Origin of the sequence: Methylobacterium sp. 22177 (assembly GCF_052045615.1) — a bacterium.
Classification (GTDB): Bacteria; Pseudomonadota; Alphaproteobacteria; order Rhizobiales; family Beijerinckiaceae; genus Methylobacterium; species Methylobacterium radiotolerans.
In genome coordinates this window covers 1-25,685 of sequence record NZ_JBQEPK010000062.1, presented here as the reverse complement: position 1 = coordinate 25,685, position 25,685 = coordinate 1, and the positions used below count along the sequence as shown (strand labels likewise).

The 25,685-nt window shown below is 72.4% G+C and carries 26 protein-coding genes and 1 pseudogene; 10 read left to right on the top strand and 17 right to left on the bottom strand.

Going from position 1 to position 25,685, the window contains the following annotated elements; translation table 11 throughout:
- Nucleotides 1–110 precede the first annotated feature (110 nt).
- Nucleotides 111–1,490: an RsmB/NOP family class I SAM-dependent RNA methyltransferase gene (locus ACTJK8_RS29665; protein ID WP_083461108.1), complete on the bottom strand. Its 1,380-nt coding sequence runs from the start codon at nt 1,488–1,490 to the stop codon at nt 111–113.
- Between the two features lie 56 nt (nt 1,491–1,546).
- Between ACTJK8_RS29665 and ACTJK8_RS29660 the strand changes: the two genes are divergently transcribed.
- A complete protein-coding gene (locus tag ACTJK8_RS29660; protein WP_245364346.1) occupies nt 1,547–1,795 on the top strand; it encodes a DUF1674 domain-containing protein in 249 nt (82 codons plus the stop codon).
- Between the two features lie 19 nt (nt 1,796–1,814).
- Here the strand turns inward: ACTJK8_RS29660 and ACTJK8_RS29655 are convergent, their stop codons facing one another.
- Nucleotides 1,815–2,825 carry a 2-keto-3-deoxygluconate permease gene (locus ACTJK8_RS29655; RefSeq protein WP_024830833.1) on the bottom strand — a complete coding sequence of 337 codons (1,011 nt, stop codon included), beginning with the start codon at nt 2,823–2,825 and terminating at the stop codon, nt 1,815–1,817.
- A 239-nt stretch (nt 2,826–3,064) separates the two neighbouring features.
- Here ACTJK8_RS29655 and ACTJK8_RS29650 point away from each other — a divergent pair, with 239 nt between their 5' ends.
- Nucleotides 3,065–3,373, top strand: coding sequence for a cupin domain-containing protein (locus ACTJK8_RS29650; RefSeq protein ID WP_012318026.1), 309 nt, complete (start codon nt 3,065–3,067; stop codon nt 3,371–3,373).
- A gap of 12 nt (nt 3,374–3,385) precedes the next feature.
- Here ACTJK8_RS29650 and ACTJK8_RS29645 read toward each other — a convergent pair whose 3' ends face one another.
- Together ACTJK8_RS29645 and bluB are read right to left on the bottom strand one after the other, a co-directional pair.
- The gene (locus ACTJK8_RS29645; protein ID WP_012318025.1) at nt 3,386–3,895 is read right to left on the bottom strand and encodes a L,D-transpeptidase; all 510 of its coding nucleotides are present in this window, start codon (nt 3,893–3,895) and stop codon (nt 3,386–3,388) included.
- Nucleotides 3,896–4,098: 203 nt separating this feature from the next.
- Nucleotides 4,099–4,737 carry a 5,6-dimethylbenzimidazole synthase gene (gene bluB / locus ACTJK8_RS29640; RefSeq protein WP_012318024.1) on the bottom strand — a complete coding sequence of 213 codons (639 nt, stop codon included), beginning with the start codon at nt 4,735–4,737 and terminating at the stop codon, nt 4,099–4,101.
- A gap of 357 nt (nt 4,738–5,094) precedes the next feature.
- Between bluB and ACTJK8_RS29635 the strand changes: the two genes are divergently transcribed.
- Nucleotides 5,095–5,469 carry a DUF2794 domain-containing protein gene (locus tag ACTJK8_RS29635; protein WP_012318023.1) on the top strand — a complete coding sequence of 125 codons (375 nt, stop codon included), beginning with the start codon at nt 5,095–5,097 and terminating at the stop codon, nt 5,467–5,469.
- 63 nt (nt 5,470–5,532) lie between these two features.
- On the opposite strand, the gene ACTJK8_RS29630 is transcribed toward ACTJK8_RS29635, so the two are convergent.
- The 3 genes from ACTJK8_RS29630 to ACTJK8_RS29620 all read right to left on the bottom strand — a co-directional run bounded on the left by ACTJK8_RS29630 (nt 5,533) and on the right by ACTJK8_RS29620 (nt 8,324).
- Nucleotides 5,533–6,426, bottom strand: a complete 894-nt coding sequence (locus ACTJK8_RS29630; RefSeq protein ID WP_440763005.1) for a dihydrodipicolinate synthase family protein — start codon at nt 6,424–6,426, stop codon at nt 5,533–5,535.
- 95 nt (nt 6,427–6,521) lie between these two features.
- Complete coding sequence (locus ACTJK8_RS29625; RefSeq protein ID WP_012318021.1) at nt 6,522–7,292, bottom strand: Bax inhibitor-1/YccA family protein; 771 nt, start codon at nt 7,290–7,292, stop codon at nt 6,522–6,524.
- A 444-nt stretch (nt 7,293–7,736) separates the two neighbouring features.
- Entirely contained in the window at nt 7,737–8,324 is a 588-nt protein-coding gene (locus ACTJK8_RS29620) for a PAS domain-containing protein (protein WP_012318020.1), read from the bottom strand.
- Nucleotides 8,325–8,485: 161 nt separating this feature from the next.
- Here ACTJK8_RS29620 and ACTJK8_RS29615 point away from each other — a divergent pair, with 161 nt between their 5' ends.
- Nucleotides 8,486–8,800, top strand: coding sequence for a hypothetical protein (locus tag ACTJK8_RS29615; RefSeq protein WP_012318019.1), 315 nt, complete (start codon nt 8,486–8,488; stop codon nt 8,798–8,800).
- A gap of 402 nt (nt 8,801–9,202) precedes the next feature.
- On the opposite strand, the gene ACTJK8_RS29610 is transcribed toward ACTJK8_RS29615, so the two are convergent.
- Nucleotides 9,203–11,779, bottom strand: a complete 2,577-nt coding sequence (locus ACTJK8_RS29610) for an ABC transporter permease (protein ID WP_012318018.1) — start codon at nt 11,777–11,779, stop codon at nt 9,203–9,205.
- Nucleotides 11,779–12,480 (bottom strand): ABC transporter ATP-binding protein, encoded by a 702-nt coding sequence (locus ACTJK8_RS29605; RefSeq protein WP_245337818.1) that lies wholly within the window; start codon nt 12,478–12,480, stop codon nt 11,779–11,781. Before ACTJK8_RS29605 ends, ACTJK8_RS29610 begins: the two co-directional genes overlap by 1 nt.
- Nucleotides 12,481–12,657: 177 nt before the next feature.
- On the opposite strand from ACTJK8_RS29605, the gene ACTJK8_RS29600 reads away from it, so the two are divergent.
- Nucleotides 12,658–13,269, top strand: coding sequence for an arylesterase (locus tag ACTJK8_RS29600; RefSeq protein ID WP_373866337.1), 612 nt, complete (start codon nt 12,658–12,660; stop codon nt 13,267–13,269).
- Nucleotides 13,269–13,808 (top strand): RNA 2',3'-cyclic phosphodiesterase, encoded by a 540-nt coding sequence (thpR, locus tag ACTJK8_RS29595; RefSeq protein WP_440763004.1) that lies wholly within the window; start codon nt 13,269–13,271, stop codon nt 13,806–13,808. Before ACTJK8_RS29600 ends, thpR begins: the two co-directional genes overlap by 1 nt.
- A gap of 85 nt (nt 13,809–13,893) precedes the next feature.
- Here thpR and coaA read toward each other — a convergent pair whose 3' ends face one another.
- The 3 genes from coaA to ACTJK8_RS29580 all read right to left on the bottom strand — a co-directional run bounded on the left by coaA (nt 13,894) and on the right by ACTJK8_RS29580 (nt 16,293).
- Nucleotides 13,894–14,883, bottom strand: a complete 990-nt coding sequence (gene coaA / locus ACTJK8_RS29590) for a type I pantothenate kinase (RefSeq protein ID WP_012318014.1) — start codon at nt 14,881–14,883, stop codon at nt 13,894–13,896.
- On the bottom strand, nt 14,880–15,203 hold the full coding sequence (locus ACTJK8_RS29585) for a phosphoribosyl-ATP diphosphatase (protein WP_024830843.1): 324 nt from the start codon (nt 15,201–15,203) through the stop codon (nt 14,880–14,882). The genes coaA and ACTJK8_RS29585 overlap by 4 nt, the downstream gene beginning before the upstream one ends.
- A 142-nt stretch (nt 15,204–15,345) precedes the next feature.
- Nucleotides 15,346–16,293, bottom strand: a complete 948-nt coding sequence (locus ACTJK8_RS29580; protein ID WP_024830844.1) for an aspartate carbamoyltransferase catalytic subunit — start codon at nt 16,291–16,293, stop codon at nt 15,346–15,348.
- Between the two features lie 379 nt (nt 16,294–16,672).
- Between ACTJK8_RS29580 and ACTJK8_RS29575 the strand changes: the two genes are divergently transcribed.
- Both ACTJK8_RS29575 and ACTJK8_RS29570 read left to right on the top strand, forming a co-directional pair.
- Complete coding sequence (locus ACTJK8_RS29575; protein ID WP_012318011.1) at nt 16,673–17,536, top strand: cytochrome b/b6 domain-containing protein; 864 nt, start codon at nt 16,673–16,675, stop codon at nt 17,534–17,536.
- On the top strand, nt 17,533–18,492 hold the full coding sequence (locus ACTJK8_RS29570) for a molybdopterin-dependent oxidoreductase (protein ID WP_440763003.1): 960 nt from the start codon (nt 17,533–17,535) through the stop codon (nt 18,490–18,492). Before ACTJK8_RS29575 ends, ACTJK8_RS29570 begins: the two co-directional genes overlap by 4 nt.
- 4 nt (nt 18,493–18,496) lie before the next feature.
- Here ACTJK8_RS29570 and ACTJK8_RS29565 read toward each other — a convergent pair whose 3' ends face one another.
- Nucleotides 18,497–18,757 carry a BrnA antitoxin family protein gene (locus ACTJK8_RS29565; protein ID WP_024830847.1) on the bottom strand — a complete coding sequence of 87 codons (261 nt, stop codon included), beginning with the start codon at nt 18,755–18,757 and terminating at the stop codon, nt 18,497–18,499.
- A 28-nt stretch (nt 18,758–18,785) separates the two neighbouring features.
- The gene (locus tag ACTJK8_RS29560; protein WP_127991423.1) at nt 18,786–19,058 is read right to left on the bottom strand and encodes a BrnT family toxin; all 273 of its coding nucleotides are present in this window, start codon (nt 19,056–19,058) and stop codon (nt 18,786–18,788) included.
- A 207-nt stretch (nt 19,059–19,265) separates the two neighbouring features.
- Between ACTJK8_RS29560 and topA the strand changes: the two genes are divergently transcribed.
- A complete protein-coding gene (topA, locus tag ACTJK8_RS29555; protein WP_024830849.1) occupies nt 19,266–21,950 on the top strand; it encodes a type I DNA topoisomerase in 2,685 nt (894 codons plus the stop codon).
- A 173-nt stretch (nt 21,951–22,123) separates the two neighbouring features.
- Here the strand turns inward: topA and ACTJK8_RS29550 are convergent, their stop codons facing one another.
- A complete protein-coding gene (locus ACTJK8_RS29550; RefSeq protein WP_012318006.1) occupies nt 22,124–22,312 on the bottom strand; it encodes a hypothetical protein in 189 nt (62 codons plus the stop codon).
- A gap of 371 nt (nt 22,313–22,683) precedes the next feature.
- On the opposite strand from ACTJK8_RS29550, the gene parE reads away from it, so the two are divergent.
- Entirely contained in the window at nt 22,684–24,744 is a 2,061-nt protein-coding gene (gene parE / locus ACTJK8_RS29545; protein WP_059410009.1) for a DNA topoisomerase IV subunit B, read from the top strand.
- A gap of 51 nt (nt 24,745–24,795) precedes the next feature.
- Here the strand turns inward: parE and ACTJK8_RS29540 are convergent, their stop codons facing one another.
- Entirely contained in the window at nt 24,796–25,290 is a 495-nt protein-coding gene (locus tag ACTJK8_RS29540) for a PRC-barrel domain-containing protein (RefSeq protein WP_012318004.1), read from the bottom strand.
- Nucleotides 25,291–25,508: 218 nt separating this feature from the next.
- A pseudogene (locus ACTJK8_RS29535) lies at nt 25,509–25,685 on the bottom strand (porin family protein); the annotation flags it as partial.

Genomic DNA, 25,685 nt, shown 5'->3' with positions numbered 1-25,685 from the left:
CCCGATCCGGAAACGTCTTGTCCCTCACCCCAGCCCTCTCCCGCACGGGAGAGGGGGCACGGTGCGGGTCTGGGTTCCGGGCTCGGGTGCGACCCCCGGTCCGCCCCCGGTCAGTCCGCCCGCCGGAGGCGGCTCGCGAAGAAGCCGTCGAGGCCGCCGCGGGCGCCGGGGATCTCCGGCAGGTGGCACGGCAGGGTCCGCAGGTCGCCGCAGTCGTCGATCAGCGCCGCGGCGCCGCCGACCTCGTCGGGCCGGACCGGGACGCGCGCGTAGCCGGGCTCGCGGGCCAGGAAGGCCGCCACCTGCGCCTCGCCCTCCTCCGGCTCCAGCGAGCAGGTGCAGTAGACGAGGAGGCCGCCCGGCCGCACCAGCGCGGCCGCGTGGTCGAGGAGCCTGGCCTGGAGCGCGGCGAGCCGGCCGATATCGGCTTCCGCCTTGGTCCAGGCGACGTCGGGATGGCGCCGGATCGTCCCGGTGGCCGAGCACGGCGCGTCGAGCAGCACCGCGTCGTGGTCCTGCGGCTCCAGGGCGAGGGCGTCGGCGACCACGACGTCGACGGCGAAGCCGAGCCGCGCGACGTTCTCGCGCAGGCGCTCCAGCCGCGGCGCGGACCGGTCGACCGCGGTGACCCGGGCGCCGGTGGCGGCGAGCTGCAGGGTCTTGCCACCGGGCGCCGCGCAGAGGTCGAGGACGCGGGTGCCTTCCCGGGGGCCCAGGAGGCGGGCCGGCAGCGCCGCGGCGGCGTCCTGGACCCACCACGCCCCCTCCTGGAAGCCCGGCAGGTCGGGGATGGCCGGGCCGTTCTCCGGCAGGCGCAGGGAGCCGGTCGGCAGGGTCGCGGCGCCGAGCCGCGCGGCCCAGTCGCCGGCGTCGCCCCGCGGGGTCAGGTCGATGGCGGCCCCCGCGAGATGGGCGCGGGCGATCGCGGCCGCGCGCTCGGGCCCGTAGGCCGCGACCCATCGGCGGGCGAGCCAGTCCGGGGTGTTGACCGCCAGGGCGTCGGCGTCCGCGGCCAGGATCGCGTCCCGCTCGCGGGCGACCCGGCGCAGGACGGCGTTGACGAGCCCGGCGAGATGGGCCGTGCGGGTATCCGCCTTGGCGAGCCGCACGGCGAGGTCGACGGCGGCGTGGTCTGGGACCGCGAGGTCGAGGATCTGGGCGGTCGCGGTGGCGAGCAGGGCCGTGAGCTGCGGCTTGGCCGCGGGGAGCCCGCGCTCGAGCCGCGCGGCCAGGGCTGCCCGGATCAGCCCGTAGCGGCGGAAGGTCGCCACCGCGATGGCCCGCGCCAGCCCGGCATCGGCCGGCGCCAGCGCCTCGGCGCGGATCGCCTGGGCGAGGGCGTCGTCGAGGGCGGGGGGGCGCTCCTGGCCGATCAGGGACGCGACCGCCTGCATCGCCGCGCGGCGCGCAGCCAGTCCCGCGATGTCCGGACCGGTTCCGCCCGGTGCCGCTGCGTTCCGCGTGTTGCGGCCTGTGTCCCGCGATGCCACTTCTGCTCCAGATCCGACGTCTTCCGGACCCACGCCCTCACACCCGAGCGAGCGCGATGCAAGAGCCGACCGCACGAGACCCGCACCGACAGAACCCGACCGAGGAGGCCGGAGACGGCGCCGCGCCGCCCCGTATCCTCAGCCCGGCGGCCCAGCGCGCCCTGGCCGAGGCCGCCGAGCGCCGCGCGGCGATCGACGCCCGGGCCGCCGAGATCGGCGCCAAGCCCGAGCGCCAGGGGCGCGGCGGCCTGGAGCCGGTCCGCTACGACGACTGGGAGGTGAAGGGCCTCGCGGTCGACTTCTGAGGGACCTGTCGCGGGATGCCTACTCGGCCGGGACCGCCAGCGGCGCGCCGGCCTCGTCCTCGGCCCGGGCCTCCGCGACGCCCGCCCCGAACCGCCGGTACCAGAGCCCGGTCAGGATCGGCACGAGGATCGAGGTGACGATGATGCAGATCGTCACCAGCACGGTGGCGGTCTGCGCCGACGGGGCGAATTGCGGGGCGACGGCGGCGATCGCCAGCGGGTTGGCGGCGGCGGCCCCGGCCGTCGAGGAGGCCGCCAGCCCCGCCGTGCCGGTCCCGCCCCCGATCGCCCGGTCGGCCAGGATCAGCGGGATGCCGGTCAGGACGATCACCGCCAGCGCCAGCACGATGCCGAGCCCCGCGAGCGGCGAGAGCAGGTTGTTGAGGTCGACCGTGTTCCCGAGCGCGAAGGCGAAGAACGGGATCATCAGCTGGCCGCCCGGGGCGAACAGGGCGCGGAGCTTCGGGTCGAGGTTGCCGAGGGCGAAGCCGACGAGGAAGGGCAGCACCGCGCCCACGAAGATCTGCGGCTCGAAATGCGCCGCCCCGGAGGCCCCCAGGATGATCATGCTCATCAGCGGGCCGGACTCGATCGAGGTCAGGATGAAGGCGCCGGCCTCCTCGCGGCTGCCGTAGGTCTGCATCAGCGAGGCGTAGAGGCCGCCATTGGTCATATCCATCGCGCAGACGATCGCCAGGATCGACAGGCCGGCGAAGAAGCCGGTCCGGATCCCCTCGGGCGGGATGAACAGCCCGGCCACCAGCACGATCGCCCAGGCAGCCACGAGCTTGGTCGCCACCAGCGTGCCGGACTTGCGCAGCACCGTGCCGGTCGCCTTGAGGCTGACCGAGGCGCCCATGCAGAAGAACCAGACCGCCAGGATCGGGATCACGCCGGTCATGATCCCCTGCGTGAAGCCCTTGAAATAGGCCGGGGCGCCCGGCGCGAAGGTCTTGCACAGGGCTCCGAGCAGGAGCGGCACCAGCATCAGGCCGCCGGGAATCCTGTCGATCGCCGCCTTGATCTGCATGGCGCGTCCCTCCCGATCCGGGTCGTCCGCCGACGCGCCGGACCCGGGCGGGCCCGCGGGCGCCGTGCCGGCCCGCGCCTCTGTCGGGCGCCTCTCGGACCGGTGCGTCATCCTGTCGGGGCGCGGCGCGGGCCGTCAAGCGGCGCCCCGGCGCGGGGCTTGCCGAACGTGTCGCGCTGTCGGGCGCGGAACGTCGGGCGCCGGGCCCCGTTGGGCAGGTTCACCCGAGGGAGGCCAAGATGGCGACGACAGTATCGGCCCGAAGCGCGGTCGCGGGACCGCACGGCGAGATCCCCCTCGCCCGCGGCGAGCGGCTCGGCATGCGCATGTGGCGGGCCGAGGAGCCCAACGCCGACAAGCCGATGACCACCTCGGCGCACGAGACGGTCGGCTACGTCGTCAGCGGCCGGGCCGAGCTCGTGCTGGAGGGCGAGACCGTGGCGCTCGCGCCGGGCGACTCCTACTGCGTGCCGGCCGGCGCCGCGCACACCTACCGGATCCTGGAGACCTTCACGGCCGTCGAGGCGACCGCCCCGCCGGCCGCGTGAGCCCCGCCCGCCTCAGTGGGTCATGTAGACCTGCGTGCCGACATCGACCCGCGCGTAGAGGTCGACCACGTCCTGGTTGTACATCCGGATGCAGCCGTAGGACGCGTAGGTGCCCACCGAGCTCGGCCGGTTGGTGCCGTGGATCGCGTACTCGCCGCCCGCGAGCGTCATCGCCGCCGCCCCCATGGGATTGTGCGGCGAGCCGCCCGCGATGAGGTTCGGCAGGCGCGGGTTGTCGCGCTTCACCTCCGCGGGGGGCGACCAGGCGGGGGCGACGTACTTGCCGTCGATCGGCTTGATGCCGAACCACTGCTTGCCGGGACGGCCCACCGCCACGGGATAGCGGATCGCCGTGCCGTCGCCGTTCACCAGGTAGAGCTTGCGCTGCGACACGCTGATCACCACCGAGCCCGGCGCGACGCCGTTCGCGAAGGGGACGATCTCGCGCGCCTGCGCAGCCTGGAAACAACCGGCCAGCATCGCGCCGGCCAAACCGAATAGAGCCGCCACCCGACCCGACATCACCGCGATCCTCGCAAAGCTAGACTTGACGCGGGCAAGTAATCCCCGGCCGAGCTTACCGTTCCGAGAAAAGCTATGGTTGATGCGGCGTCATACTGCGGATCCGCGGGCCACGGTAAAAGAGCAACCACGATCCAGGGTGTACGGGCGGTTGCCGGGCAGCCGGGCCGCCCTGCGGGTCCCGGAGCGCGCCCGAGCGCGTCTCAGCGCTCGTGGAGCTCGCTGCCGCGCCGGTCCTCCGGTTGCCAGCCGTGGCGCTCCAGCTCCGGATCGAGATGCTCCTCCACCGGGTACCCGACGCAGAGATAGGCCACGAGCCGCCACGTCTCCGGCACGGCCAGGATCCCCGTGACCGCCTCCGGCTCCAGGATCGAGACCCAGCCGACGCCGAGGCCGCGGGCCCGGGCGGCGAGCCAGAAGCACTGCACCGCCCCCACCACCGAGTAGGCCAGGGTCTCGGGCATGCTGGCCCGGCCGAGGCCGAGGCCGGTCTCGGTGGCCGCGTCGCAGAAGGCGGCCAGGTGGACCGGCGCCTCCCGCAGGCCGGCGAGCTTCAGCCCGCGGTACTGCGCGGCCCGGTCCGCCGCGTAGCCGGCGGCCGCGGCGGCGTTGCAGCCGGCGAAGTTCTCCGCGACCGCCCGGCGCCGTCCCGGATCCGCGACGCGCACGAAGCGCCAGGGCCGGCTGTTGCCGACCGAGGGGGCGTGGTGGGCCGCCGCGAGGCAGGCGCGCAGGGCCTCCTCGTCGACCGGATCCGTCCGGAAGCGGCGCACGTCGCGGCGCCACGCGAACAGCGCGTCGAGGTCGTGCAGGAAGGCGGCGTCGAAGGCGGGCGGGCCCATGGTGCGGCTGGCATAGCCGCAACTCCGGCCCGACGGGAAACAGAAAAAAGGCCGCCCGAGGGGCGGCCTGAAGTCTTGGGTCTCGAAACCTCGGAGTGCCGGATCCTGGGATCCCGAGCGGCGACCGATGGCTGGGGAGCTGGGTGTCGGTCGCCGACCGGGCAGAACCCGGCGAGGTTCGATGCCTGTTGTCGCGCTGCAACGCGGCCTGCAAAAGGCGTGAATCGGGCCAAACCGTGTTTTTTGTCGCTTGGGCGTGTCTCGCGGGACACGTCTGCCGCCGCCCCGGCCGCGACCCTTGCGGGCCGCGGCGGCGAGGCCCATCATCCGGCAAAGCATCGATGCACGGGAGCCGTGATGACCGAGAGGACGAGCGCCGGGTCGAGGCCCGACGAAGCGGCGGGCCATGTCATTCCCTTCCCCGCCCGCGCGGCCCCTCCGCAGATCGCCTTCAACCGGGACGAGCTCCGCACGATCTTCAATCTCTACGGCCGGCAGGTCGCCGCGGGCGAGTGGCGCGACTACGCCCTCGATTTCCGCCGGGACAAGGCGGTGTTCTCGATCTACCGCCGCTCCTCCGAGATGCCGCTGTACCGGATCGAGAAGGATCCCCGGCTCGCCCGTCGCCAGGGGGCCTACGCGGTCGTCGCCGCGAGCGGCCAGATCCTGAAGCGCGGCACCGAACTCGCCCGGGTGCTCGCCGTGCTGGAGCCGGCGCCGACGGCGGTCTGACCGCGCGCGCAGGCAGGCTCCGGGTGACGCGCGGGCCCGGAACGTCCGGCGCGACGCGGCCGCTCAGGCCAGGGACAGGCTCCGGACCGTCGCGGCGATCTCGGCCACCGCCTCCGGCGCGAGGGGCCGGATCGGCCGCGGCGGCTCGGCGCGGCACAGGCCCATGAGATCGGCCAGGGCGTAGACCACCCGCAGGCTCGAATGCGTTCGGAACAGCGTCCAGAGGGGGGCCAGCTCCGCGTCGAGGGCGCGGGCCCGCTCCGCCTCGCCCGCCGCGACGGCCCGGACGATCGCCAGGCAGGTCCGGGGGAACAGCCCGCCCGCCACGCTGAACCACGCCGCGCCGCCGGCGATCAGCGCCTCGGTCACGTTCCAGTCGCCGCTGAAGCCGACGGGGAACCCCGCCGGGACGGCCTGCCGCAGAGCCGCGACGCCGGACGCGGCCTGCGCCGGCTCCGGCGCCGCGCACTTGGCGGCCACGATCCCGGGGCGGCGGGCGATCCGGCCGATCAGCGCCGGCGTGAAGCGGAAATGCGTGGTCGCGGGGTTGTCGTAGAGGACGAGGGGCAGGCCGCCCGCCTCCGCCACGGCGGCGAAATGCGCCTCGACCTCGGCCTCGGTGAGCGGCGTGTAGGAGACGGGGGCGAGGAGCCCGGCATCCGCGCCGGCCGCCCGCGCGTCCTGCGCGAGGCGGACGGCCTCGTCGGTGCGCAGGGCGCCGATGCCGACGAGGAGCGGCACCCGTCCGCCCACGGTCTCGGCGGCGATCGTCACCGCCCGGCGCCGCTCCTCCCGGCTCAGATACGCGTAGGTCCCGGTGCTGCCGAGCAGGCCGATCGAGTCGACCCCGGCGGCCGCCAGGGGCTCCAGCAGCCGGCGCAGCGCGCCGGCGTCGACGCGGCCGTCGGCGTCGCTCGGGGTGATCGGGAAGGCGGAGAGTCCGGAGATCGCGGGCATGGCCCGAGCCTAGCGCGTCCGCGCGCGGGGGCCAGGCAAAAAGAGACCCCGGCGGTCGCCCGCCGGGGTCTCCTCGTCTCGCCGTTCGGGCTGGCTCAGCGGCGGTCGCCGATCAGGCTCAGCAGGAACTGGAACATGTTGATGAAGTCGAGATAGAGCGTCAGGGCGCCGTTCACCGACATCTTGGCCGCCATCTCGCCGTCGAAGCCGCCGTAGAGATACATCTCCTTGAGCTTCTGGGTGTCGTAGGCGGTCAGCCCCGCGAAGATCAGCACGCCCAGCACCGAGATGGCGAACTGGAGGGCCGACGAGGCGAAGAAGATGTTCACCAGCGACGCGAGGATGATGCCGATCAGGCCCATCATCAGGAACGAGCCCATGCCGGAGAGGCTGCGCCGGGTGGTGTAGCCCCAGAGGCTGAGCGAGCCGAAGGCCGCCGCCGTGATGAAGAACACCTGCACCACGCTGCCCCCGGTGAACACCAGGAGAAGCGAGGACAGAGAGGCGCCCATCACCGCCGCGAAGGCCCAGAACATCGTCCGCGCGGAGGATGCCGACATCCGGTCCATCCGCATGGAGAAGACGAAGATGAACGCCAGCGGGGCGAGCATCAGGACCCACTTCAGCGGGCTGAGGTAGAGAGTCTGACCGAACGGGGTCAGGATCGGGCGGGTGCCCTGGTAGGCCGCCACGGAGGCCATGTTCAGGCCGAGCGCGACGAGACCCGAGATGCCAAGCCCGACGACCATGTTGTTGTAGACGCCGAGCATGAAGGTGCGCAGGCCCTGGTCGACCTCGACCTGGGTGCCGGCGTAGCCGGTCGGCTGCTGGGCGCCGTACCGGAAGGGGCTGTTCTCGAATGCCATGGGAGTTTCCTTGCGGAGGCTCTCTCAGCGTGGTGTTCGGGCGAGGCCCACGCAGGACCTCTGGCGCCAGGCTGGCGCCTCGCTGTGGAATATGTTGCGCCCGCCGCCGCGACACAAGTCCCCGGCCACGGTTCCGGGACCGCTTTTCCGTGTCCGGTTGATGTATTTTTGTCCATCCGGGCCGGGATTAAAATGCATTCCGCTCCGTCGCCGGATTATTCGACTGACGGTTGCCGCCATCCAGGCGTTTCGACGCCCCTGCGCGAAGTCTTAACGGCTTCCTTATGCCACGTGCGCCCGCGCGCGTGCCGATTTCTCCGGTGCGGACCGCCGCGGCGCGGCGGGTTCGAGCCTGCGCGGGCGACCCGCGGCCGCCGAGAACCGGTCTCCGGCGCGCGGAATCTGGCGGAGTCTGGCGGAGGCTGGCTTTTCCGGAGGGGCGGCTCAGCGCGTCATCCGGCGGGCGAGGGTGCGGCCCAGACCCAGCAGCATCAGGTCTGCGGCGGCCCGCACCTCGGCGGGCATGTCGTCGGTGAGCGTCTCCTTGAGCGCGACGGCGAGGGCGGCCGCCCGCTCCAGCGGGTCTCCGCCCGTTACGGGCTTGCCGACCACGTAGCGGTCGCCGCCGTCGCGGATCTCCGTGATGTCCATCAGGATGCCGTGCGAGCGCTGCGGCTGGCCGTCCCCGTTCCGGTGGGTCCGCCCGCGGCTCAGGAGCCAGCGCACGGAGCCGTCCGCCGTGAACACGCGGTACTCGGCCAGGACCAGACCGCTGGACCAGACGGCCCGGAGCATGTGGTCCATCAGCCACGTCATGTCCTCGGGGTGCACCGCGGCCAGGGCCATCGGTCCGTTGATCGGACGGTCGGCGAGGCCGGGATTGCCGGTCAGCAGCCGGGCCGCGCCCGCGTCGTAGACGACCACGCCGCGGACGTGGTCCCACTCCCAGGCTCCGACGACGCACGAGGCGTCGAGGGCCGCGCGGAGACGGTCGGCGTTCTCCGCGGTGCCGTCGATGACGTTGATGCGCATTCTGGGCGCCCCCCCCTGACCGGCCGAAGCTCGAATGTCCAGCTCCGTACCGATCTTGCTGCAGAATGACAAAGAGTTCACTTGCGAATATTCCTTCAGCGGGGCACCCCTTGTCACGGTTGGGAAATTATCCTCCGTCGCGAGTGATTCGAGGGACCGCCATGGATGAGAACGGGCTCGAATTTCTCCGCACGATTGCCGACAGGAAGACGGAATCCTCCGCCGCGCGCGCGCTGAACAGGATTGCGCAGTCCCTCGATTTGCCGGTCGAGGCGTTCTACGAGTCCGAGCGCCGCGGACCTGCGGACCGGCTGACGGTCGAGCGGGAGACGGAGCGGCTGCTGACGCTGGTCGGGGCCCACCTGCGCCGCCTCGACCCGGGCGCGCGCAGGCGTTTCGGCGAGGCGGTCCTCGCCCTGGTCGGCCCCGAATCGGCGGAGGACTGCGCGCGCACCGCCGAGCGCGACGATCCGTGAGGGCCGCGCCCGACGGCGGAACGCCCCTCCCCTGCGGACCGAGGGCACCGACTCCCGGCCGGACCGCCGTCGACCGGGCCGCCGTCGACCGGGCGCTGTCCGCCGCGACGATCGAGGGCCCGCGTCCCGCGCACACGGACGAGGCGCGGTTCATCGCGCTCCATCGCGCTCCGCGGCCCCGATCGCGGCCCCGATCGCGGCCCCGATCGCGGCCCCGATCGCGGCCCCGATCGCGGCCTTCGCCGGATACGGAGCGGCTGCGGCGCCCGCAAGACCGGCCTGCGGCTGGACGGCGAGGCCTGTCGCGACGTGCCGGCGCTCCGCGCGGCGCCGACGCTCCGGACGCGCGGCGGTGATCCTCGGGTCCGGCACCGAGGCCGGACCCGCGCGCGCCGGCGCGCGTCAGATCTGCCGGAGATACGGCGCGGGCTTCTGCCCCAGGATCCGCCACGTGCCGGCGAGCCCGAGGAGGATCGCCAGCGCCACGGCGGCCACGGCCGCGACCAGCGCGCCCGAGAGGTCGAGGCGGAAGTCGAGGTGCATGACCTTGGCGACGATCACCCAGCCGGCGAGCGACCCGGCCAGCAGGCCGAACAGGGCCGTGGCGAGCCCCAGCGCGGCGTATTCGAGGGCGTAGGCGGTGAGCAGCCGCGCCCGGCTCGCGCCCAGCACCTTGAGCACGACGGCGTCGTAGAGCCGCGCCCGGTGCCCGGCCGCGATGGCGCCCGCCAGCACGAACAGGCTCGCCAGGACCGCCACCGCGCTCGCCCCGCGGATCGCCAGGACCAGCCGGCCGACGAGGTCGCCGATGGCGTCGAGGGCATCTTTGACCCGGACGGCGCTCACCGACGGGAAGGTCTTCGCGACGTCGCGCAGGACGCGGTTCTCGGCGGCCGCGTCGGTGCCGCCGGGCAGCGTCAGCGTGGCGAGGTCCGAGTGCGGCGCGCCGCGGAAGGTGCCCGGCGAGAACACCATCACGAAGTTGATGCCGAGGTTGCGCCACTCCACCCGGCGCAGGTTGAAGATCGTCGCGGTGAGGTCGCGGCCGAGCACGTTGACCGTCACGGTGTCGCCGAGCTTCAGCCCGAGCTGGCGGGCGAGGTCGGCCTCGAAGGAGACCAGAGGCTTCGCGCCCTGCTCGGCGCTCCACCACGCGCCCTCGGTGAGGCTGGAGCCGTCCGGCACCGTGTCGGCGTAGGTGATGCCCCGGTCGCCGTCGAGCACCCAGGCGGCGTCCTCCGGGGGCCGGATCTTGCTCGCCGGCACGCCGTTCAGGGCGACGATCCGGCCGCGCATCATCGGCACGTCCTCGATCTTCCCGCTGGGGGCCGCGCGGGCCAGGAACTCCCGGAACTGGGCGGCGTCCCGCGAGGGGATATCCAGGAAGAAGAGATTGGGCGCCCGCGCCGGCAGGGTCGCGCTGATCGTGCGGCGGACGTTGGCGTCGATCAGGCTGAGCGTCACGAGGAGCGTCACGCCGAGGCCGAGCGACAGCACGATGGCCGGCGTCAGCGCGCCGGGCCGGTGGAGGTTGGCGAGCGCCATCCGGGGCGCCGGCCAGCGCGGGTGCGGCATGCGGCGGGCGAGCGCCATCAGCCCGAGCGCCACCAGATGGAGCAGCCCGAACGCGATGGCCGCGGCCGCGATGAAGATCAGCGCCACGCGCCGGTCGAAGGCGGTCGCCACCGACAGGCCGACCAGGGCCGCGAGGCTGGCGGCGAGCCAGATCCGGTAGCGCCAGCGCGGGCTGACGCGCGCCGGGTCGACCGTGTCGCGGAACAGGCCGGAGACCGGCACGTCGTGGGCGCGGCCGAGCGGCGTGATCGCGAAGGCGAAGGCGGTGATCAGCCCGTAGGCGGCGGCGAGCGCGAGCTCGCCCGGGGCGAGCGTCGGGTTCAGCGGCAGCGGCAGGTCGGCGGCGAACAGGGCGTCGAGCAGGAAGGGCAGGCTCGCGCCGATGACGAGGCCGATCAGGGTGCCGAGGCCGGCGATGAGCATCACCTGCGTCAGGTAGAGGGCGACCACCTGCGAGCCCGGCGCGCCGACGCTCTTGAGGGTCGCGATCGAGGGCCGTTTGCGCTCCACGAAGGCGTGGACGGCGTTGCCGACCCCGACGCCGCCGACGATCAGCGCGGTCAGCCCCACCAGGGTCAGGAACTGCGTGAAGCGCTCGATGCTCTTGGCGAAGCGCGGGTCGGCGTTGGTCCGCGAGCGGATCTCCCAGCCGGCCTCCGGGGTCGCGGCGCGGATCCGGGCCTGCGCGGCGTCGAGATCGGCGTCCGGCGTGCCGGGCGGCAGGATGAGGCGGTAGCTCCAGCGGTTGAGGCTGCCGGGCTGGACGAGGCCGGTGGCGCGGAGCGTCGGTTCGGAGACCATCAGCCGCGGCCCGAAGCCGATGCCGCCGGCGATCTTGTCGGGCTCGGACACGATGGTGCCGCGGATCGCCACGGCGTGCCCGGCGAGCGCGATCCGGTCGCCGACCTTGACGTCGAGGCGGGTGAGCAGCGCCGGGTCGGCGAGCGCCCCCGGCACCCCGTCGCGCTCCGCCAGCAGGTCGGCGAGGCGGCCCGGCGGGTCGGTCGCGAGGTCGCCCGCGGCCGGGTAGGTGGCGGGGTCGACGGCCTTCAGCTCGACCAGGGCCGCGTCGCCGCCCGGCGCCACCGCCATGGCTCGCAGGGAGGCGACCACGTCGAGGCGGCCCTCCCGCGCGAGGGCCTGCTTCTCCGCGTCGGTCGCCTCGCGGTTGATGAGGTTGAAGGCGAGGTCGCCGCCGAGGATGCGCCGGCCCTCCCGGCCGAGCCCGTCCGAGAGCGAGCGCGAGATCGAGGCCACCCCCGCGATGGCCATGACGCCCAGCGCGATGCAGGCGAGGAACACCGCGAAGCCGTTGAGCCCGGCCCGCAACTCGCGCAGCGCGAGGCGCAGGGTCAGCGGGATCCGGCGGGGCGCGGGGTCGGGGCGGGCGATCGTGCCGTGCATCAGGCCGCCACCGCCTCCTCGATCCGTCCCGAGCGCAGGCGCACGGTGCGGTCGCACAGGCGGGCGAGGCCGTTGTCGTGGGTGACCAGCACCAGCGTCGCGCCGCGGTCCCGCTTCAGCCGGAACAGCAGGTCGACGATCTGACGGCCGGTGGCCTCGTCGAGGTTGCCGGTGGGCTCGTCGGCCACCAGGATCGCCGGGTCCGGGGCGACTGCCCGGGCGATGGCGACGCGCTGCTGCTCGCCGCCCGAGAGCTGCGCCGGGTAATGGTGCAGCCGGTGGCCGAGGCCGACCGCCTCCAGCTCGGCGCGGGCGCGCTCCAGGGCGCCGGGCCGGTCGGCGAGTTCCAGCGGTAGCGCCACGTTCTCCAGCGCCGTCATGGTCGGCACGAGGTGGAAGGCCTGGAACACGATGCCGATCCGCCGGCCGCGGAACCGGGCGAGGGCGTCCTCGTCGAGCCGGACGAGGTCGGTGTCCTCAATGACGACGCCGCCGGAATCCGGCCGCTCCAGCCCGGCCATGACCATCAGCAGCGTCGACTTGCCGGAGCCGGACGGGCCGACGAGGCCGACCGCCTCGCCCCGGTCGACGGTCAGCGAGATGCCGCGCAGGACGTGGACGCGGGCGGCGCCTCGGCCGAGGCTGAGGTCGATGTTCGACAGCGCGATCGCGGGCTCGCGCAGCACCTTGCCTTGGCTCACCGGTGAGCCGATCTGTGGGCGATGACGAGCATGGCGCGCGAGGTCCTCACGTGGGGTCGATCCTGGCTGTACCGGCCGCGGGTGCACCGCGATATGGGTCCCGCATTGGGGCCACGCCATGACGGGCGCGGTGTGTTCCGGCGCACGGCCCTGTATGCCGCAGCGCTAGCGCTCCTGATGGTCCCTTTCATGACAGTTTCGCGGGCTGCCCCGGGCGGCCCGATCAAGCTCGTCGCCCTCGGCGACAGCCTGACCGCCGGCTACCGCCTCCCCGCCGACGCCGCTTTCCCCACCGTGCTGGAGCGCCTGCTCAAGGCCAGGGGCCAGGACGTGACGGTGGCCAACGCCGGCGTCTCCGGCGACACCGCCACGGGCGGCCTCGATCGGGTCGACTGGTCGGTCCCGGACGGGACCACCGGCGTGATCCTCGAGCTCGGCGCCAACGACATGCTGCGCGGCACCGACCCGAAGGTCACCGAGGGCGCGCTGGCGGCGATCATCGAGCGGCTGAAGGCGCGGGGCATCCCGGTCCTGCTCGCCGGCATGCAGGCCGCGCCCAATCTCGGGCCCGACTACAAGGCGCGGTTCGACGCGATCTACCCGGCGCTCGCCGAGCGTTACGGCCTGACCCTCTACCCGTTCTTCCTCGACGGCATCATCGGCGACCGGGCGCAGCACCTCGACGACATGATCCACCCGAACCGGCAGGGCGTGGAGACCATCGCGGCCCGCATGGCGCCCACGGTCGAGGCGTTCCTGGACCGAATCCGCCAGCAGCCGGTGCGCTGATGCCGCGCCTGTTCACCGGGCTCGCCGTGCCGGCGGAGATCGCCGAGGCGCTCAAGGTCTACCAGGGCGGCTTGCCCGGCGCCCGCTGGATCGAGCCGGGCGACTTCCACGTCACCCTGCGCTTCCTCTGCGACGTGGAGGCGACCGTGGCCGACGACGTCGTCGAGGCCCTGTCGGAGATGCGGGCGCGCCCGGCCCTGACGGTGACGCTCGACGGACTCGGCATCTTCGGCGGCGACAGGCCCCGCGCGCTCTACGCGTCGGTGGTGCCGGAGGCGGGGCTGATGGATCTGCAGGCCGAGCAGGAGCGGCTCGTGCGCCGCGCCGGGGTCGAGCCGGAACGGCGGAAATTCACCCCGCACGTGACCCTGGCCCGGCTGCGGCGCGACGCCACGCCGGAGGCGACCGCGATGTACCTGTCGCAGGCGCCGGTCTTCGCGCCGCTGACTTACACGTCGGACCGGGTGACGCTGTTCTCGGCGCGGGACTCGACCGGGGGCGGGCCGTATGTGGCGGAGGCGGAATTTCCGTTCGCGTGAGCGGGCTGCTCCCACCCGCGCCCTCATCCTGAGGTGCCGGAGCGGAGGCCTCGAAGGAGGGTGCGGTCTGGAGCCCCGAACCGGCCTACAGCCGCCGCAAAGCCACGCTCTCGATCCGGTGGCTCGCGCCCTTGGTGAGGATCAGGCTCGCCCGCTGGCGCGTCGGGACGATGTTCTCGCGCAGGTTCGGCAGGTTGATGGTCGTCCAGAGCCGGTCGGCGATGTCGAGCGCCTCGGTCTCGGGGATCCCGGCGTATTTCCGGAAGTAGGAGCGCGGATCGCGGAACGCCGTCTGGCGCAGCTTCATGAAGCGCGTGACGTACCAGCGGTGCAGGTCGTCCTCGTGGCCGTCGAGATAGATCGAGAAGTCGAAGAAGTCGGACACGAACGGGATCGCGGTCCCGTCCCGCGGCAGCCGCGCCGGCTGGAGCACGTTCAGGCCCTCGACGATCAGGATGTCGGGGCTCTCCACCACCCGCTCCTCACCGGGCACCCGGTCGTAGACGAGGTGCGAGTAGAGCGGCGCGGTCACGCGCTTGTGGCCGGCCTTCACGTCGTGGAGGAAGCGCAGCAGCGCGGCGGTGTCGTAGCTCTCCGGGAAACCCTTCCGCTCCATCAGCCCGTTGGCGGCGAGTTCGGCGTTGGGCAGCAGGAACCCGTCGGTGGTGACGAGGTCGACCTTCGGGGTGTTGGGCCAGCGCGCCAGCAGGGCGGTCAGGATGCGGGCGGTCGTCGACTTGCCCACCGCCACCGAGCCGGCGAGCCCGATGATGTAGGGCGCCTTGGTCTCGCGCTCGGCCAGCAGGAAGCGCTGCGTCGCCTTGAACAGCCCCTGCGTCGCCGCGACGTAGAGGGCGAGCAGGCGGGACAGCGGCAGGTAGATCGCCTCCACCTCCTCCAGCGAGATCGGGTCGTTGATCGATTGCAGCCGCTCGAGATCCTCCTGCTTGAGGGTCAGCGGCGTGTCGGCGCGGAGCTGCGCCCATTCCTCGCGGCTGAAGCGGCGATACGGCGAGAGCCGGTCCGACGCTTCGAGGATCGCCTCGACCGAGCCCGGCAGCGCGGCCGCGTTCACGCGGGGCGCCTCGCGGCCTTCTCGGCGATGCCGCTCTGGGCTGTGCGGCGCTCCAGCTCGGCCATGACGGCGTCGAGCTCGACGCCGCCGGCCCGGAGCAGCACGACGAGGTGGTAGAGCACGTCGGCGGCCTCGTTCCGCAGCCCGGTCTTGTCGCCCTGCACGGCCGCGATCGCCGCCTCCACCGCCTCCTCGCCGAGCTTCTTGGCCGCCTTGGCGGGTCCCTCGGACAGGAGCTTGGCCGTGTAGGAGGTGGCCGGATCGGTCCCGGCGCGGCTCGCCACGAGGGCGGCGAGGTCGGCGAGCGTGTAGGCGGTCATGAAGCGATCTGCATGTTACGACGGCCCCTTATACGGATCAGGGCCGGATTTCGGCAGGAAACTGCGCTACGGCCGCCCCGCGGGCAAGCGGGGCGGGTGAAGGCCGCCCGGCTTTGTCCGGGGTTCACCCGTTGTCGCGGCCTCACCCGTTCGGCAGGTGCCGCGCCAGCGCCTCCAGCACGGCCATGCGGACGGCCACGCCCATCTCGACCTGCTCGCGGATCAGCGACTGCGCGCCGTCGGCGATCTCGGAGGAGATCTCGACGCCGCGGTTCATCGGGCCCGGATGCATCACCAGGGCGTCGGGCTTGGCGAGCGCCAGCTTCTCGCCGTCGAGGCCGAAGTACCGGAAATACTCCTTCACCGAGGGCACGAACGAGCCGTTCATGCGCTCCCGCTGGAGGCGCAGCATCATCACGATGTCGCAGCCGACGAGGCCCCTGCGCATGTCGGTGAAGGTCTCGACGCCGAAGCGCTCGATGCCGGCGGGCAGCAGCGTCGAGGGCGCGATCAGGCGGACCCGCGCGCCCATCGCCTGCAGCAGGATGATGTTGGAGCGCGCCACCCGCGAGTGCAGGACGTCGCCGCAGATCGCCACCTGCAGCCCCTCGATCCGGCCCTTGTTGCGACGGATGGTGAGCGCGTCGAGGAGCGCCTGGGTCGGGTGCTCGTGGGCGCCGTCGCCGGCATTGACCACCGCGCAGTCGACCTTGCGGGCGAGCAGGTGCACCGCGCCGGCCGATTCGTGGCGGACCACGATGATGTCGGGCCGCATGGCGTTGAGCGTCGCGGCGGTGTCGATCAGGGTCTCGCCCTTCTTCACCGAGGACGAGGCCACCGACATGTTCATGACGTCGGCGCCGAGCCGCTTGCCGGCGAGCTCGAAGGACGATTGCGTCCGGGTCGAGGGCTCGAAGAACAGGTTGATCTGCGTGCGGCCCCGCAGGGTCGTGCGCTTCTTCTCCACCTGCCGCGAGATGTCGACGGCGGATTCGGCGGCGTCGAGCAGCACCTCGATATCGGGCCGGGTCAGGCCCTCGATGCCGAGGAGGTGCCGGTGCGGGAAGGCCGGGGTCGGAGGCGTCGTCATGATGAGGCCCGGGTGTAGGTGCGGCGCGCCCGGCGGGCAAGGCTGTGTCGCGGACATCTCGGTTCTATCCGCGGCGTCTGCTCCGTCCCGGAAGGGCTGCGGGTGACAGGCGGGTGACAGGGTTGTGAGGCCCCGGCAGGCTCGACCGGCGGCGGGCGGAAGCGCGGGTCCCTCTCCCGCAAGGGGAAGGAACGCTCGCGCTCCGCCATCGACCGCGCGCCCCCACGGGCGCAGCCGTGTCCCGAGGGGAGGCTTAAGGGGCGGCTGCGGCCTTTTTTCCGGCGGATGGTAACCGGACGCCCCTGCGCCACGTATTCGCCCGAACGGTCGGGTTCCAGACGATTCCCGGCCTCGCGATGCTTGTCCGGGACCGTGAAGCTTGGCCGCCTCCCCTGCCCTCGAAGCCCCCGAGACCGTCGACCGGCAGGGGCGCCGCTGGTTCTACCGCCACCCGCTGGTTATCCGGCTGGCCCACTGGATCAACGCCGCCGTCCTGCTGGTGCTGCTTATGAGCGGCCTGCAGATCTTCAACGCGCATCCGGCGCTCTACTGGGGCGCGACCTCGACCTTCGACACTCCGGCGCTCGCCATCACCAGCGAGCAGGGCCGCGACGGCACGGCCCGCGGCGTCGTGACGGTCGGTTCCCACACCCTCGACACCACCGGCGTGCTCGGCCTGTCGAAGGAGTACGGCACCGAGGTGGAGCGCGCCTTCCCGTCCTGGGCGACGCTGCCGGCCAACCAGGACCTCGCCACGGGACGGCGCTGGCACTTCCTGTTCGCGTGGCTCCTCGTGATCAACGGCGCGGTCTACCTCCTCTACGGCCTGTTCAGCGGCCAGCTCCGCCGGCGCCTGATCCCGGACGGCGACCAGATCCGCGACTTCGGCGGCTCGGTGAAGGAGCACCTGCTCCTGCGCTTCCCCGAGGGCACCGAGGCCAAGCGCTACAACGTCATCCAGAAGCTGACCTACCTCGTCCTCGTGCTCGGCCTGCTGCCCGCGATGGTGCTCGCCGGCCTCGCCATGTCGCCCGGGATGGACGCCGCGTGGCCCTGGCTCACCGAGCTGTTCGGCGGCCGGCAATCGGCGCGCAGCGTCCACTTCATCGCCGCCGGGCTGATCGTGCTGTTCGTGGTGGTCCACGTGCTGCTCGTGATCGTGTCCGGGCTCGTCAACAACATGCGCGGCATGATCACCGGCTGGTTCAGCCTCGGCCGTCCCGAGAAGGAGCCCGCCCGATGATCCTCCACCGCCGCAAGCTCCTCACCGCGGGCGCGGGCCTGATGGGCACCGCCCTCCTCGGCGGCTGCGACCGGTTCGCCGGGAGCGAGACGGGGCGGCGCACCCTCCAGGTCGGCGAGGACGCGAACCAGTACGTCCAGCGCCTGCTGATGTCGCCCGCGACCCTGGCCCGGGAATTTCCGGCCTCGATGATCTCGCCCTGGTTCAAGCCGAACGGCACCATCGACCCGCCGGACCGCGCCTACCGGGCGCTGGCGGCGCAGAAGTTCTTGGACTTCAGGCTGACGGTGGACGGGCTGGTCCAGACCCCGCTGTCGCTGAGCCTCGCGGACCTGCGCGCCCTGCCCGCGCGCACCCAGATCACCCGTCACGATTGCGTGGAGGGCTGGAGCTGCATCGGGCAGTGGAGCGGCGTGCCGCTCGCCGAGGTGCTGAAGAAGGCCGGGCTGAAGCCGCAGGCGCGCTTCGCGGTGTTCCACTGCGCCGACACGCTGGAGTTCGAGGCCGGTCCCAAGGGCGGCGGCAAGGGGCGCGATCAGGGAGCGTCCCTCTGGCGCCCGACCCATCCGGGCGCGGTGCGCGCGGCCTATATTCAGCTCGCCGCCGCCGACGACTGGGGCGGCCCGGCCACCGGCACCGACGCCCCCAAGGACGATTGGGGCCAGGGCAGCCCGGCCCCGGAGCCCGAGCCGGCCGGGATTCCGATCCGCTACTACGAGAGCATCGACCTCTACGACGCCGTCAACCCGCAGACGATCCTGGCCTACGACCTCAACGGCAAGCCGCTGCCGGTCTCGAACGGCGCGCCGCTCCGCCTGCGGGTCGAGCGCCAGCTCGGCTACAAGCAGGCCAAGTACGTGATGCGGGTCGAGATGGTGGAATCGCTCGCCGGGATCGGCCAGGGCAGCGGCGGCTACTGGGAGGATCGCGGCTACGAATGGTACGCGGGGATCTGAGCGCTCAGCGAGACTTCGCCGCGCGCTCGCGCTCGATCGCCTCCATCAGCGCGGCGTTGATGCGAGCCTGCCAACCCGGGCCCTGGGCACGGAAATGCGCGACGATCTCCGGCAGGAGGTGGATCGCGACCATCTCGTCCGACCTGCCGGTCGGCCCACGCGGCACGAAGCGATCGCCGACATAGAAATCGGCGCGCGCGAGCATCGCGTCCGTCAGCTCGGGAATCTCGTCGTACTCCTCCGGCGTGATCGTGTGCGCGTCCACCTTGGCCAGGTCGCTCTTGATCGCGGCGTCAGCGGATGAGCGGTGCGTAGCGCTTCTGCTCTCTGACATTGGCCTTCCTCATCGAGAAAACGTGACGGTCCTGCCCGCGCGGAGTCCGGATTATGATCGTCATGCGGCCGGCCAGGAAGCCTACGGTGACGACACGGCACTCGCCGTAATCCTGGCGGATATCCTCGAACGTAAACACGGGGCCAGCGAACACGACGGCCGCGTCCTCGAAATCGAGTCCCCGTTCCGCCAGGGTTCGACCGCGCTTCGGGGGATCGTATGTGATCGCCATCGCACACGACTCATATAAGCCCTGTGCGCGGCTTACGCGGGCTCCCTCGGGCGAGGCTTGCGTCACCCCCGCCATTTGACATCCCGCCGCCCGTGACCCACTTGTCCCCGGCGCGCGGCCCCGGCCCGACGGCGGGCATACGTCCCACGCGAATCTCGAACAGAATTCGTCCGTCGCGCCCAGGCCCCGTCAGGGGCAGAGGTCTGAATGAAAGTCGTCGTCGTCGAGTCGCCGGCCAAAGCCAAGACGATCAATAAGTATCTCGGCCGCGACTATGAAGTCATCGCCTCCTTCGGGCACATCCGCGACCTGCCGCCCAAGGACGGCTCGGTGGATCCCGAGCAGGATTTCCGCATGGTCTGGGAACTGGCCGACCGCGGGGCGAGCCGGGTCTCCGAGATCGCCAAGGCGGTCAAGGGTGCCGACAAGCTGATCCTCGCCACCGACCCGGATCGCGAGGGCGAGGCGATCTCCTGGCACGTGCTGGAGGCGCTCACCGCCCGCAAGGCGCTCAAGGGCATCCCGGTCGAGCGCGTGACCTTCAACGCCATCACCAAGGCGTCGGTCGAGCAGGCGATGCGCAAGCCGCGCGAGATCGACCAGGCGCTGGTCGACGCCTACCTGGCGCGCCGGGCGCTCGACTACCTCGTGGGCTTCAACCTCTCGCCGGTCCTGTGGCGCAAGCTCCCGGGCGCCCGCTCGGCGGGGCGCGTGCAGTCCGTGGCGCTCCGCCTCGTCGTCGAGCGCGAGATGGAGATCGAGCGGTTCAAGCCGCGCGAGTACTGGACCCTCATCGCCACGCTGACGACCGCGGACGGCGCCACCTTCGAGGCCCGCCTCGTGGGCGCCGACGGCAAGCGCATCCAGCGCCTCGACGTCGGCACGGGCGACGAGGCGGCCGCCTTCAGGCGCGACCTCGAGCTCGCGACCTTCCAGGTGGCGAGCGTCGAGGCCAAGCCCGCCAAGCGCCACCCGCAGCCGCCCTTCACCACCTCGACCCTTCAGCAGGAGGCCTCGCGCAAGCTCGGCATGGCGCCGGCCCAGACCATGCGGGTCGCCCAGCGCCTCTACGAGGGCGTCGACATCGGCGGCGAGACGGTCGGCATCATCACCTACATGCGGACCGACGGCGTCGACATGGCGCCGGAGGCGATCCAGGACGCCCGCCGGGTCATCGGCAAGGAGTTCGGCGACCGCTACGTGCCGGACGTGCCGCGCAAGTACAGCGTCAAGGCCAAGAACGCCCAGGAGGCCCACGAGGCGGTGCGTCCCACCGACATGGGCCGCCTGCCCAAGACGGTGGCGCGCCACCTGGAGCCCGAGCAGGCCCGGCTCTACGAGCTGATCTGGACCCGCACCATGGCGAGCCAGATGGAATCGGCCGAGCTGGAGCGGACCACCGTCGACGTCACCGCCAAGGTCGGGCCGCGGACCATCGACCTGCGCGCCACCGGCCAGGTGGTGAAGTTCGACGGCTTCCTGACCCTCTACCAGGAGGGCAAGGACGACGAGGAGGACGAGGAGAGCCGCCGCCTGCCGCCCATGAAGGCCGGCGACCCCCTCACCCGCGAGCGCATCAGCGCGACCCAGCACTTCACCGAGCCGCCGCCGCGCTACTCCGAGGCGAGCCTCGTGAAGCGCATGGAGGAGCTCGGCATCGGCCGGCCCTCGACCTACGCCGCGGTGCTCCAGACCTTGCGGGACCGCGAGTACGTCAAGATCGAGAAGAAGCGGCTGCAGCCGGAGGACAAGGGGCGGCTCGTCACGGGCTTCCTGGAGAGCTTCTTCCGGCGCTACGTCGAGTACGACTTCACCGCCGGCCTCGAGGAGCAGCTCGACCGGGTCTCCAACGCCGAGATCGACTGGCGGGCGGTGCTGCGCGACTTCTGGCGCGACTTCTCCGCGGCGATCGGCGAGACCAAGGAGCTGCGCGTCGCCGACGTGCTGGAGGCGCTGAACGGCCTTCTCGGGCCGCACATCTTCCCCGACAAGGGCGACGGCTCGAACCCGCGCACCTGCCCGACCTGCGGCTCGGGCCAGCTGTCGCTGAAGCTCGGCAAGTTCGGCGCCTTCATCGGCTGCTCGAACTACCCGGAGTGCAAGTACACCCGCCAGCTCTCGGCCACGGGCATCGACGGCGACGGGGACGGCTCCTCGGCCGAGGGCGGCCAGCCGGGCGTGCGCGTGCTGGGCGACGATCCCGCGACCGGCCTGCCGGTGACGCTCCGCGACGGCCGCTTCGGGCCGTTCCTCCAGCTCGGCGAGGCCTCCACCGAGAAGGGCGCGGAGAAGCCGAAGCGCTCGTCGCTGCCGAAGGGGCTGAGCCCCTCGGACGTGGATCTGAACAAGGCGCTGGCCCTGCTCGCGCTGCCCCGCGAGGTGGCGCGCCACCCCGAGACCGGCGAGCCGATCCTGGCCAATCTCGGCCGGTTCGGGCCCTACGTGCAGCACGGGAAGACCTACGCCAATCTCGGCAAGGACGACGACGTGCTGGAGATCGGGGCCAACCGCGCCATCGACCTGATCGTCGCCAAGGAGCAGGGCGGCGGCCGCGGCCGCCCGGCCGCCGATCCGGGCCGGCCGCTCGGCAAGGACGAGGCCAGCGGCCGAGACCTCGTGGTCAAGGCCGGCAAGTACGGACCCTACGTCACCGACGGCGAGGTCAACGCCACGCTGCCGAAGACGATGAGCGCCGAGGCGCTGACGCTGGACGAGGCGATCGCCCTGGTGAACGCCAAGCGCGCCGCGGGCGGCGGCAAGCCGGCGAAGCGGGGGGCGGCCCGGAAGAGTTCGGCGCGCGCCGCGAGCGGCGACAAGCCGGCGGCGAAGAAGACCGCCACGAAGAAGCCGGCGGCCAAGAAGGCGGCGACCAAGAAATCGAGCTCGGGCTGAGGGGCTCGCGGGCGGGGGCCGGGAGCGGCCGCCCCGTCCGCGCGCGCGGAGCGAGGCGATCCGGGACAGCCCGGGGCCGCCGAGCGTGGCGCCGACCGGTTGCTTCGCTGCGCGCGCGGACGTCGGTGGGTGCTCGCCGCCCGCTCAGCGCGCGCCGCGGTCGGCGATCGGGATCAGACCAGGTAGGTGATGGTCGCCGCCAGCGCGGTCGCGAAGGTCGCCAGCGCGAGGGTGGTGGAGTTCATCAGGGCCCGGCCGGGCGGCACGCCGGCCGCGTCGTCGTCGCAGCCGAAGGCGGCGCCGGCCGCGTGCTCGAATCGGATCAGCGTGAGGCGGCGGGCCTCGATCGCGGCGTCGCTCATGGACTGCGGCTCCCTGACCACGGTCAAGATTTATCTCCGCCACTAACGTCGATCGTCCCGTTCTGTTCCGGTCGTCGCCTATGGAAGCCGGGCCTGCGGGTCACGAGAAAGCCTTAACCCATCGTTGTGCAACGTCGTGATGACGGCCCGGCGCGCACAACCGTGTCCCGTTGCGGCCGCGGCCCTCGCTCGCGGCGGCGCAGCATGCGATGATGCGACCGCTTCGCCGCAGGGCGAACGGCTTTGATGTTTCCGTTTTGTTCCGCTATCATGCGGGGATGAAGGCGCATGCTCCACGACCCGAGACCCGTCCCAAGACCCGTCCGCGCGATTCCGAGCCGGCCGACGCGCCGCGCGCGCGGAGGCCGCGCGTGAGCGACCCGGCGCGGGACCTGTTCGGGCCGGGCGGCAAGGGCGCGGCGGCCCGTCCGCCCGAGCCGCGGCGGCGCCTGGACGCCTCGGCCTCCGTGGCGACGCTCGCGGCCGCCGAGCCCGAGGGCGGCTACACCGCCTCCGACATCGAGGTGCTGGAGGGGCTGGAGCCCGTCCGGCGCCGGCCCGGCATGTATATCGGCGGCACCGACGAGCGGGCGCTGCACCACCTCTTCGCAGAGGTGATCGACAACTCGATGGACGAGGCGGTCGCCGGCCATGCCAGCTTCATCGAGGTGGAACTGGAGGAATCCGGCGCCCTCGTGGTCACCGACAACGGCCGCGGCATCCCGGTCGACCCGCACCCGAAGTTCCCCGGCAAGTCGGCGCTCGAGGTCATCATGACCACGCTGCACGCCGGCGGTAAGTTCGACTCGAAGGTCTACGAGACCTCGGGCGGCCTGCACGGCGTCGGCATCTCGGTGGTGAACGCGCTCTCCGACCTGCTGGAGGTCGAGGTCGCGCGCAACCAGACCCTCTACCGCCAGACCTTCTCGCGCGGTCACGCGCAGGGCGCGTTGGAGCTGGTCGGCCGGGTGCAGAACCGGCGCGGCACCCGGGTCCGTTTCCACCCGGACGCCCAGATCTTCGGCTCACTGAAGTTCGACCCGCGCCGCCTGTTCAAGATGGCGCGCTCGAAGGCCTACCTGTTCGGCGGCGTCGAGATCCGCTGGCGCTGCGCTCCCGCCCTCCTCGAGGGGCTGGCGGACGTGCCGGCCGAGGCGGTCCACCGCTTCCCCGACGGGCTGCGCGACTATCTGGCCCGGGACATCGACGGCAAGGAGCTCGTCACCGAGGCGATGTTCTCCGGCAAGATCACCAAGCCGGGCTCGCACGGGTCGCTCGAATGGGCGGTGGCCTGGATGGTGGCCGAGGACGGGTTCTCGCACTCCTACTGCAACACCATCCCGACCCCCGAGGGCGGCACCCACGAGGCGGGCCTCCGCGTCGCGCTGCTGCGCGGCCTGCGCGAGCACGCCGAGCGGGTGAACCAGGCCAAGCGCATGACGGCGGTAACCACCGACGACGTCATGGCGACCTGCGCGTCGATGCTCTCGGTGTTCATCCGCGAGCCCGAGTTCCAGGGCCAGACCAAGGACAAGCTCGCCACCGTGGAGGCCCAGCGCATCGTCGAGACGGCGGTGCGCGACGCCTTCGACCACTGGCTCGCCGCCTCCCCGGCCCAGGCCAACAAGCTCCTCGACTGGGTGATCGACCGGGCCGAGGAGCGCCTGCGCCGCCGCCAGGAGAAGGAGGTCGCCCGCAAGAGCGCGACCCGCAAGCTGCGCCTGCCCGGCAAGCTCGCCGACTGCTCGGCGGCCGGCACCGCGGGCTCGGAGATCTTCATCGTCGAGGGCGACTCGGCCGGCGGCTCCGCCAAACAGGCCCGGGACCGGGCGACCCAGGCGATCCTGCCGCTGCGCGGCAAGATCCTGAACGTCGCCTCGGCCTCGCGCGACAAGCTCGGCGCCAACCAGCTGATCTCGGATCTGACCCTGGCGCTCGGCTGCGGCACCGGCACGGCCTTCCGCGAGACGGACCTGCGCTACGAGAAGGTGATCATCATGACGGACGCCGACGTGGACGGCGCCCACATCGCCTCGCTGCTGATCACGTTCTTCTACCGCCAGATGCCGAGGCTGATCGACCGCGGCCACCTCTACCTCGCGATCCCGCCGCTCTACCGGCTGCAGCAGGGCTCGAAGGTGGCCTATGCCCGGGACGACGCGGATCGCGAGCGGATCGTCAAGACGGTGTTCAAGGGCGGCAAGGTCGAGATCGGGCGGTTCAAGGGCCTCGGCGAGATGATGCCGGCCCAGCTCAAGGAGACCACCATGGACCCGAAGAAGCGCACGCTCCTGCGCGTCGCGGTCCTGGACGAGGCCCGGGAATCGACCGGCGACACGGTCGAGCGCCTGATGGGCAACAAGCCCGAGGCGCGCTTCGCCTTCATCAGCGAGCGCGCGGCCTTCGCGGAGGGCGCCGACCTCGACATCTGACGCAGTCCCGGCGCGGTCCCGCCGCGTCGGGCGACGGCCTCCGGTCGCGGCCTAGCGCGGGGCCGCGATCGCCTTGGCCGGGTCGAAGGGCTGGGCCGCCGCCACCGCGTCCTTGCCCATGTTGAGGACCGCCGAGAACCGGTCGCCGCCGGGCCGCAGAACCAGGGCTCCCGGCTCGACCGCGATGAGCTTGCTGCCGAGGCCCAGGAAGCCGCCGACGTCGATCACCACCGCCCTGAGCGTCCCGCCGTCGGTGATCAGCAGATCGTCGATCTTGCCGACGCTGTCGCCGGCGGCGTTGCGCACCGTCACGCCGATCATCTTCGTGGTCAGGAAGCTGACGGGCTTGAGTCCCTGCCGCTTGGCGGCGTCCTCGGCGTTCGCCGCCTCCATCAGCCGCCCCACCCCCTTGCCGTCCGTCGAGGTGCCCGGCCCCGTGCCCGGCAGGATCGTGTCCTTGCCGATCACACTGGCGTCCTGCGCGGAGGCCGGCGCGCCGGCCAGGCCGAGGGCGGCGAGCGACAGGAGAAGGATTCGGCTTCGCATGGCTGATCGCTCCGCGCGCCCGATCCCTGCGTGGAAGGCCCCGTCCGGGTCCCCGTGGGGCGCCGCGGTCTCAATCGCGGGCGGCGCGCCCGGTTCCGGCCTTCCCTGTCGCACCCGGACCGGCCGAACCGGCGGCCCCGAAACGCGAGAAGGGCCCGGCCTTGCGGCCGGGCCCTTCCCCTGCGCGGAGCCGGCAGGGCCGGCTCCGGCATTCGATCTCAGTACGAGCCGAACTTGTAGTTCAGGCCGGCGCGGACGACGGCGAACTCGGTCTTGGCGGCGGCGCCGTTGAGGTAGGCGATGCCGTTCGGGGGCAGGAGGTTGCCGTAGAACACGCCGCCGGCCGAGTTCTTCTGGCGGTCGAGGCTGACGTACAGGCCTTCGACCTTCAGCGT

What these genes read in the sequence shown, in the direction of transcription:
- ACTJK8_RS29660 (WP_245364346.1), top strand. Translation starts at nt 1,547, where the DNA reads ATGCAAGAGCCGACCGCACGAGACCCGCACCGACAGAACCCGACCGAG.
- ACTJK8_RS29655 (WP_024830833.1), bottom strand. Translation starts at nt 2,825, where the DNA reads ATGCAGATCAAGGCGGCGATCGACAGGATTCCCGGCGGCCTGATGCTG.
- ACTJK8_RS29650 (WP_012318026.1), top strand. Translation starts at nt 3,065, where the DNA reads ATGGCGACGACAGTATCGGCCCGAAGCGCGGTCGCGGGACCGCACGGC.
- ACTJK8_RS29645 (WP_012318025.1), bottom strand. Translation starts at nt 3,895, where the DNA reads ATGTCGGGTCGGGTGGCGGCTCTATTCGGTTTGGCCGGCGCGATGCTG.
- bluB (WP_012318024.1), bottom strand. Translation starts at nt 4,737, where the DNA reads ATGGGCCCGCCCGCCTTCGACGCCGCCTTCCTGCACGACCTCGACGCG.
- ACTJK8_RS29635 (WP_012318023.1), top strand. Translation starts at nt 5,095, where the DNA reads ATGACCGAGAGGACGAGCGCCGGGTCGAGGCCCGACGAAGCGGCGGGC.
- ACTJK8_RS29630 (WP_440763005.1), bottom strand. Translation starts at nt 6,426, where the DNA reads ATGCCCGCGATCTCCGGACTCTCCGCCTTCCCGATCACCCCGAGCGAC.
- ACTJK8_RS29625 (WP_012318021.1), bottom strand. Translation starts at nt 7,292, where the DNA reads ATGGCATTCGAGAACAGCCCCTTCCGGTACGGCGCCCAGCAGCCGACC.
- ACTJK8_RS29620 (WP_012318020.1), bottom strand. Translation starts at nt 8,324, where the DNA reads ATGCGCATCAACGTCATCGACGGCACCGCGGAGAACGCCGACCGTCTC.
- ACTJK8_RS29615 (WP_012318019.1), top strand. Translation starts at nt 8,486, where the DNA reads ATGGATGAGAACGGGCTCGAATTTCTCCGCACGATTGCCGACAGGAAG.
- ACTJK8_RS29610 (WP_012318018.1), bottom strand. Translation starts at nt 11,779, where the DNA reads ATGCACGGCACGATCGCCCGCCCCGACCCCGCGCCCCGCCGGATCCCG.
- ACTJK8_RS29600 (WP_373866337.1), top strand. Translation starts at nt 12,658, where the DNA reads ATGGTCCCTTTCATGACAGTTTCGCGGGCTGCCCCGGGCGGCCCGATC.
- thpR (WP_440763004.1), top strand. Translation starts at nt 13,269, where the DNA reads ATGCCGCGCCTGTTCACCGGGCTCGCCGTGCCGGCGGAGATCGCCGAG.
- ACTJK8_RS29585 (WP_024830843.1), bottom strand. Translation starts at nt 15,203, where the DNA reads ATGACCGCCTACACGCTCGCCGACCTCGCCGCCCTCGTGGCGAGCCGC.
- ACTJK8_RS29580 (WP_024830844.1), bottom strand. Translation starts at nt 16,293, where the DNA reads ATGACGACGCCTCCGACCCCGGCCTTCCCGCACCGGCACCTCCTCGGC.
- ACTJK8_RS29570 (WP_440763003.1), top strand. Translation starts at nt 17,533, where the DNA reads ATGATCCTCCACCGCCGCAAGCTCCTCACCGCGGGCGCGGGCCTGATG.
- ACTJK8_RS29560 (WP_127991423.1), bottom strand. Translation starts at nt 19,058, where the DNA reads ATGGCGATCACATACGATCCCCCGAAGCGCGGTCGAACCCTGGCGGAA.
- topA (WP_024830849.1), top strand. Translation starts at nt 19,266, where the DNA reads ATGAAAGTCGTCGTCGTCGAGTCGCCGGCCAAAGCCAAGACGATCAAT.
- ACTJK8_RS29550 (WP_012318006.1), bottom strand. Translation starts at nt 22,312, where the DNA reads ATGAGCGACGCCGCGATCGAGGCCCGCCGCCTCACGCTGATCCGATTC.
- ACTJK8_RS29540 (WP_012318004.1), bottom strand. Translation starts at nt 25,290, where the DNA reads ATGCGAAGCCGAATCCTTCTCCTGTCGCTCGCCGCCCTCGGCCTGGCC.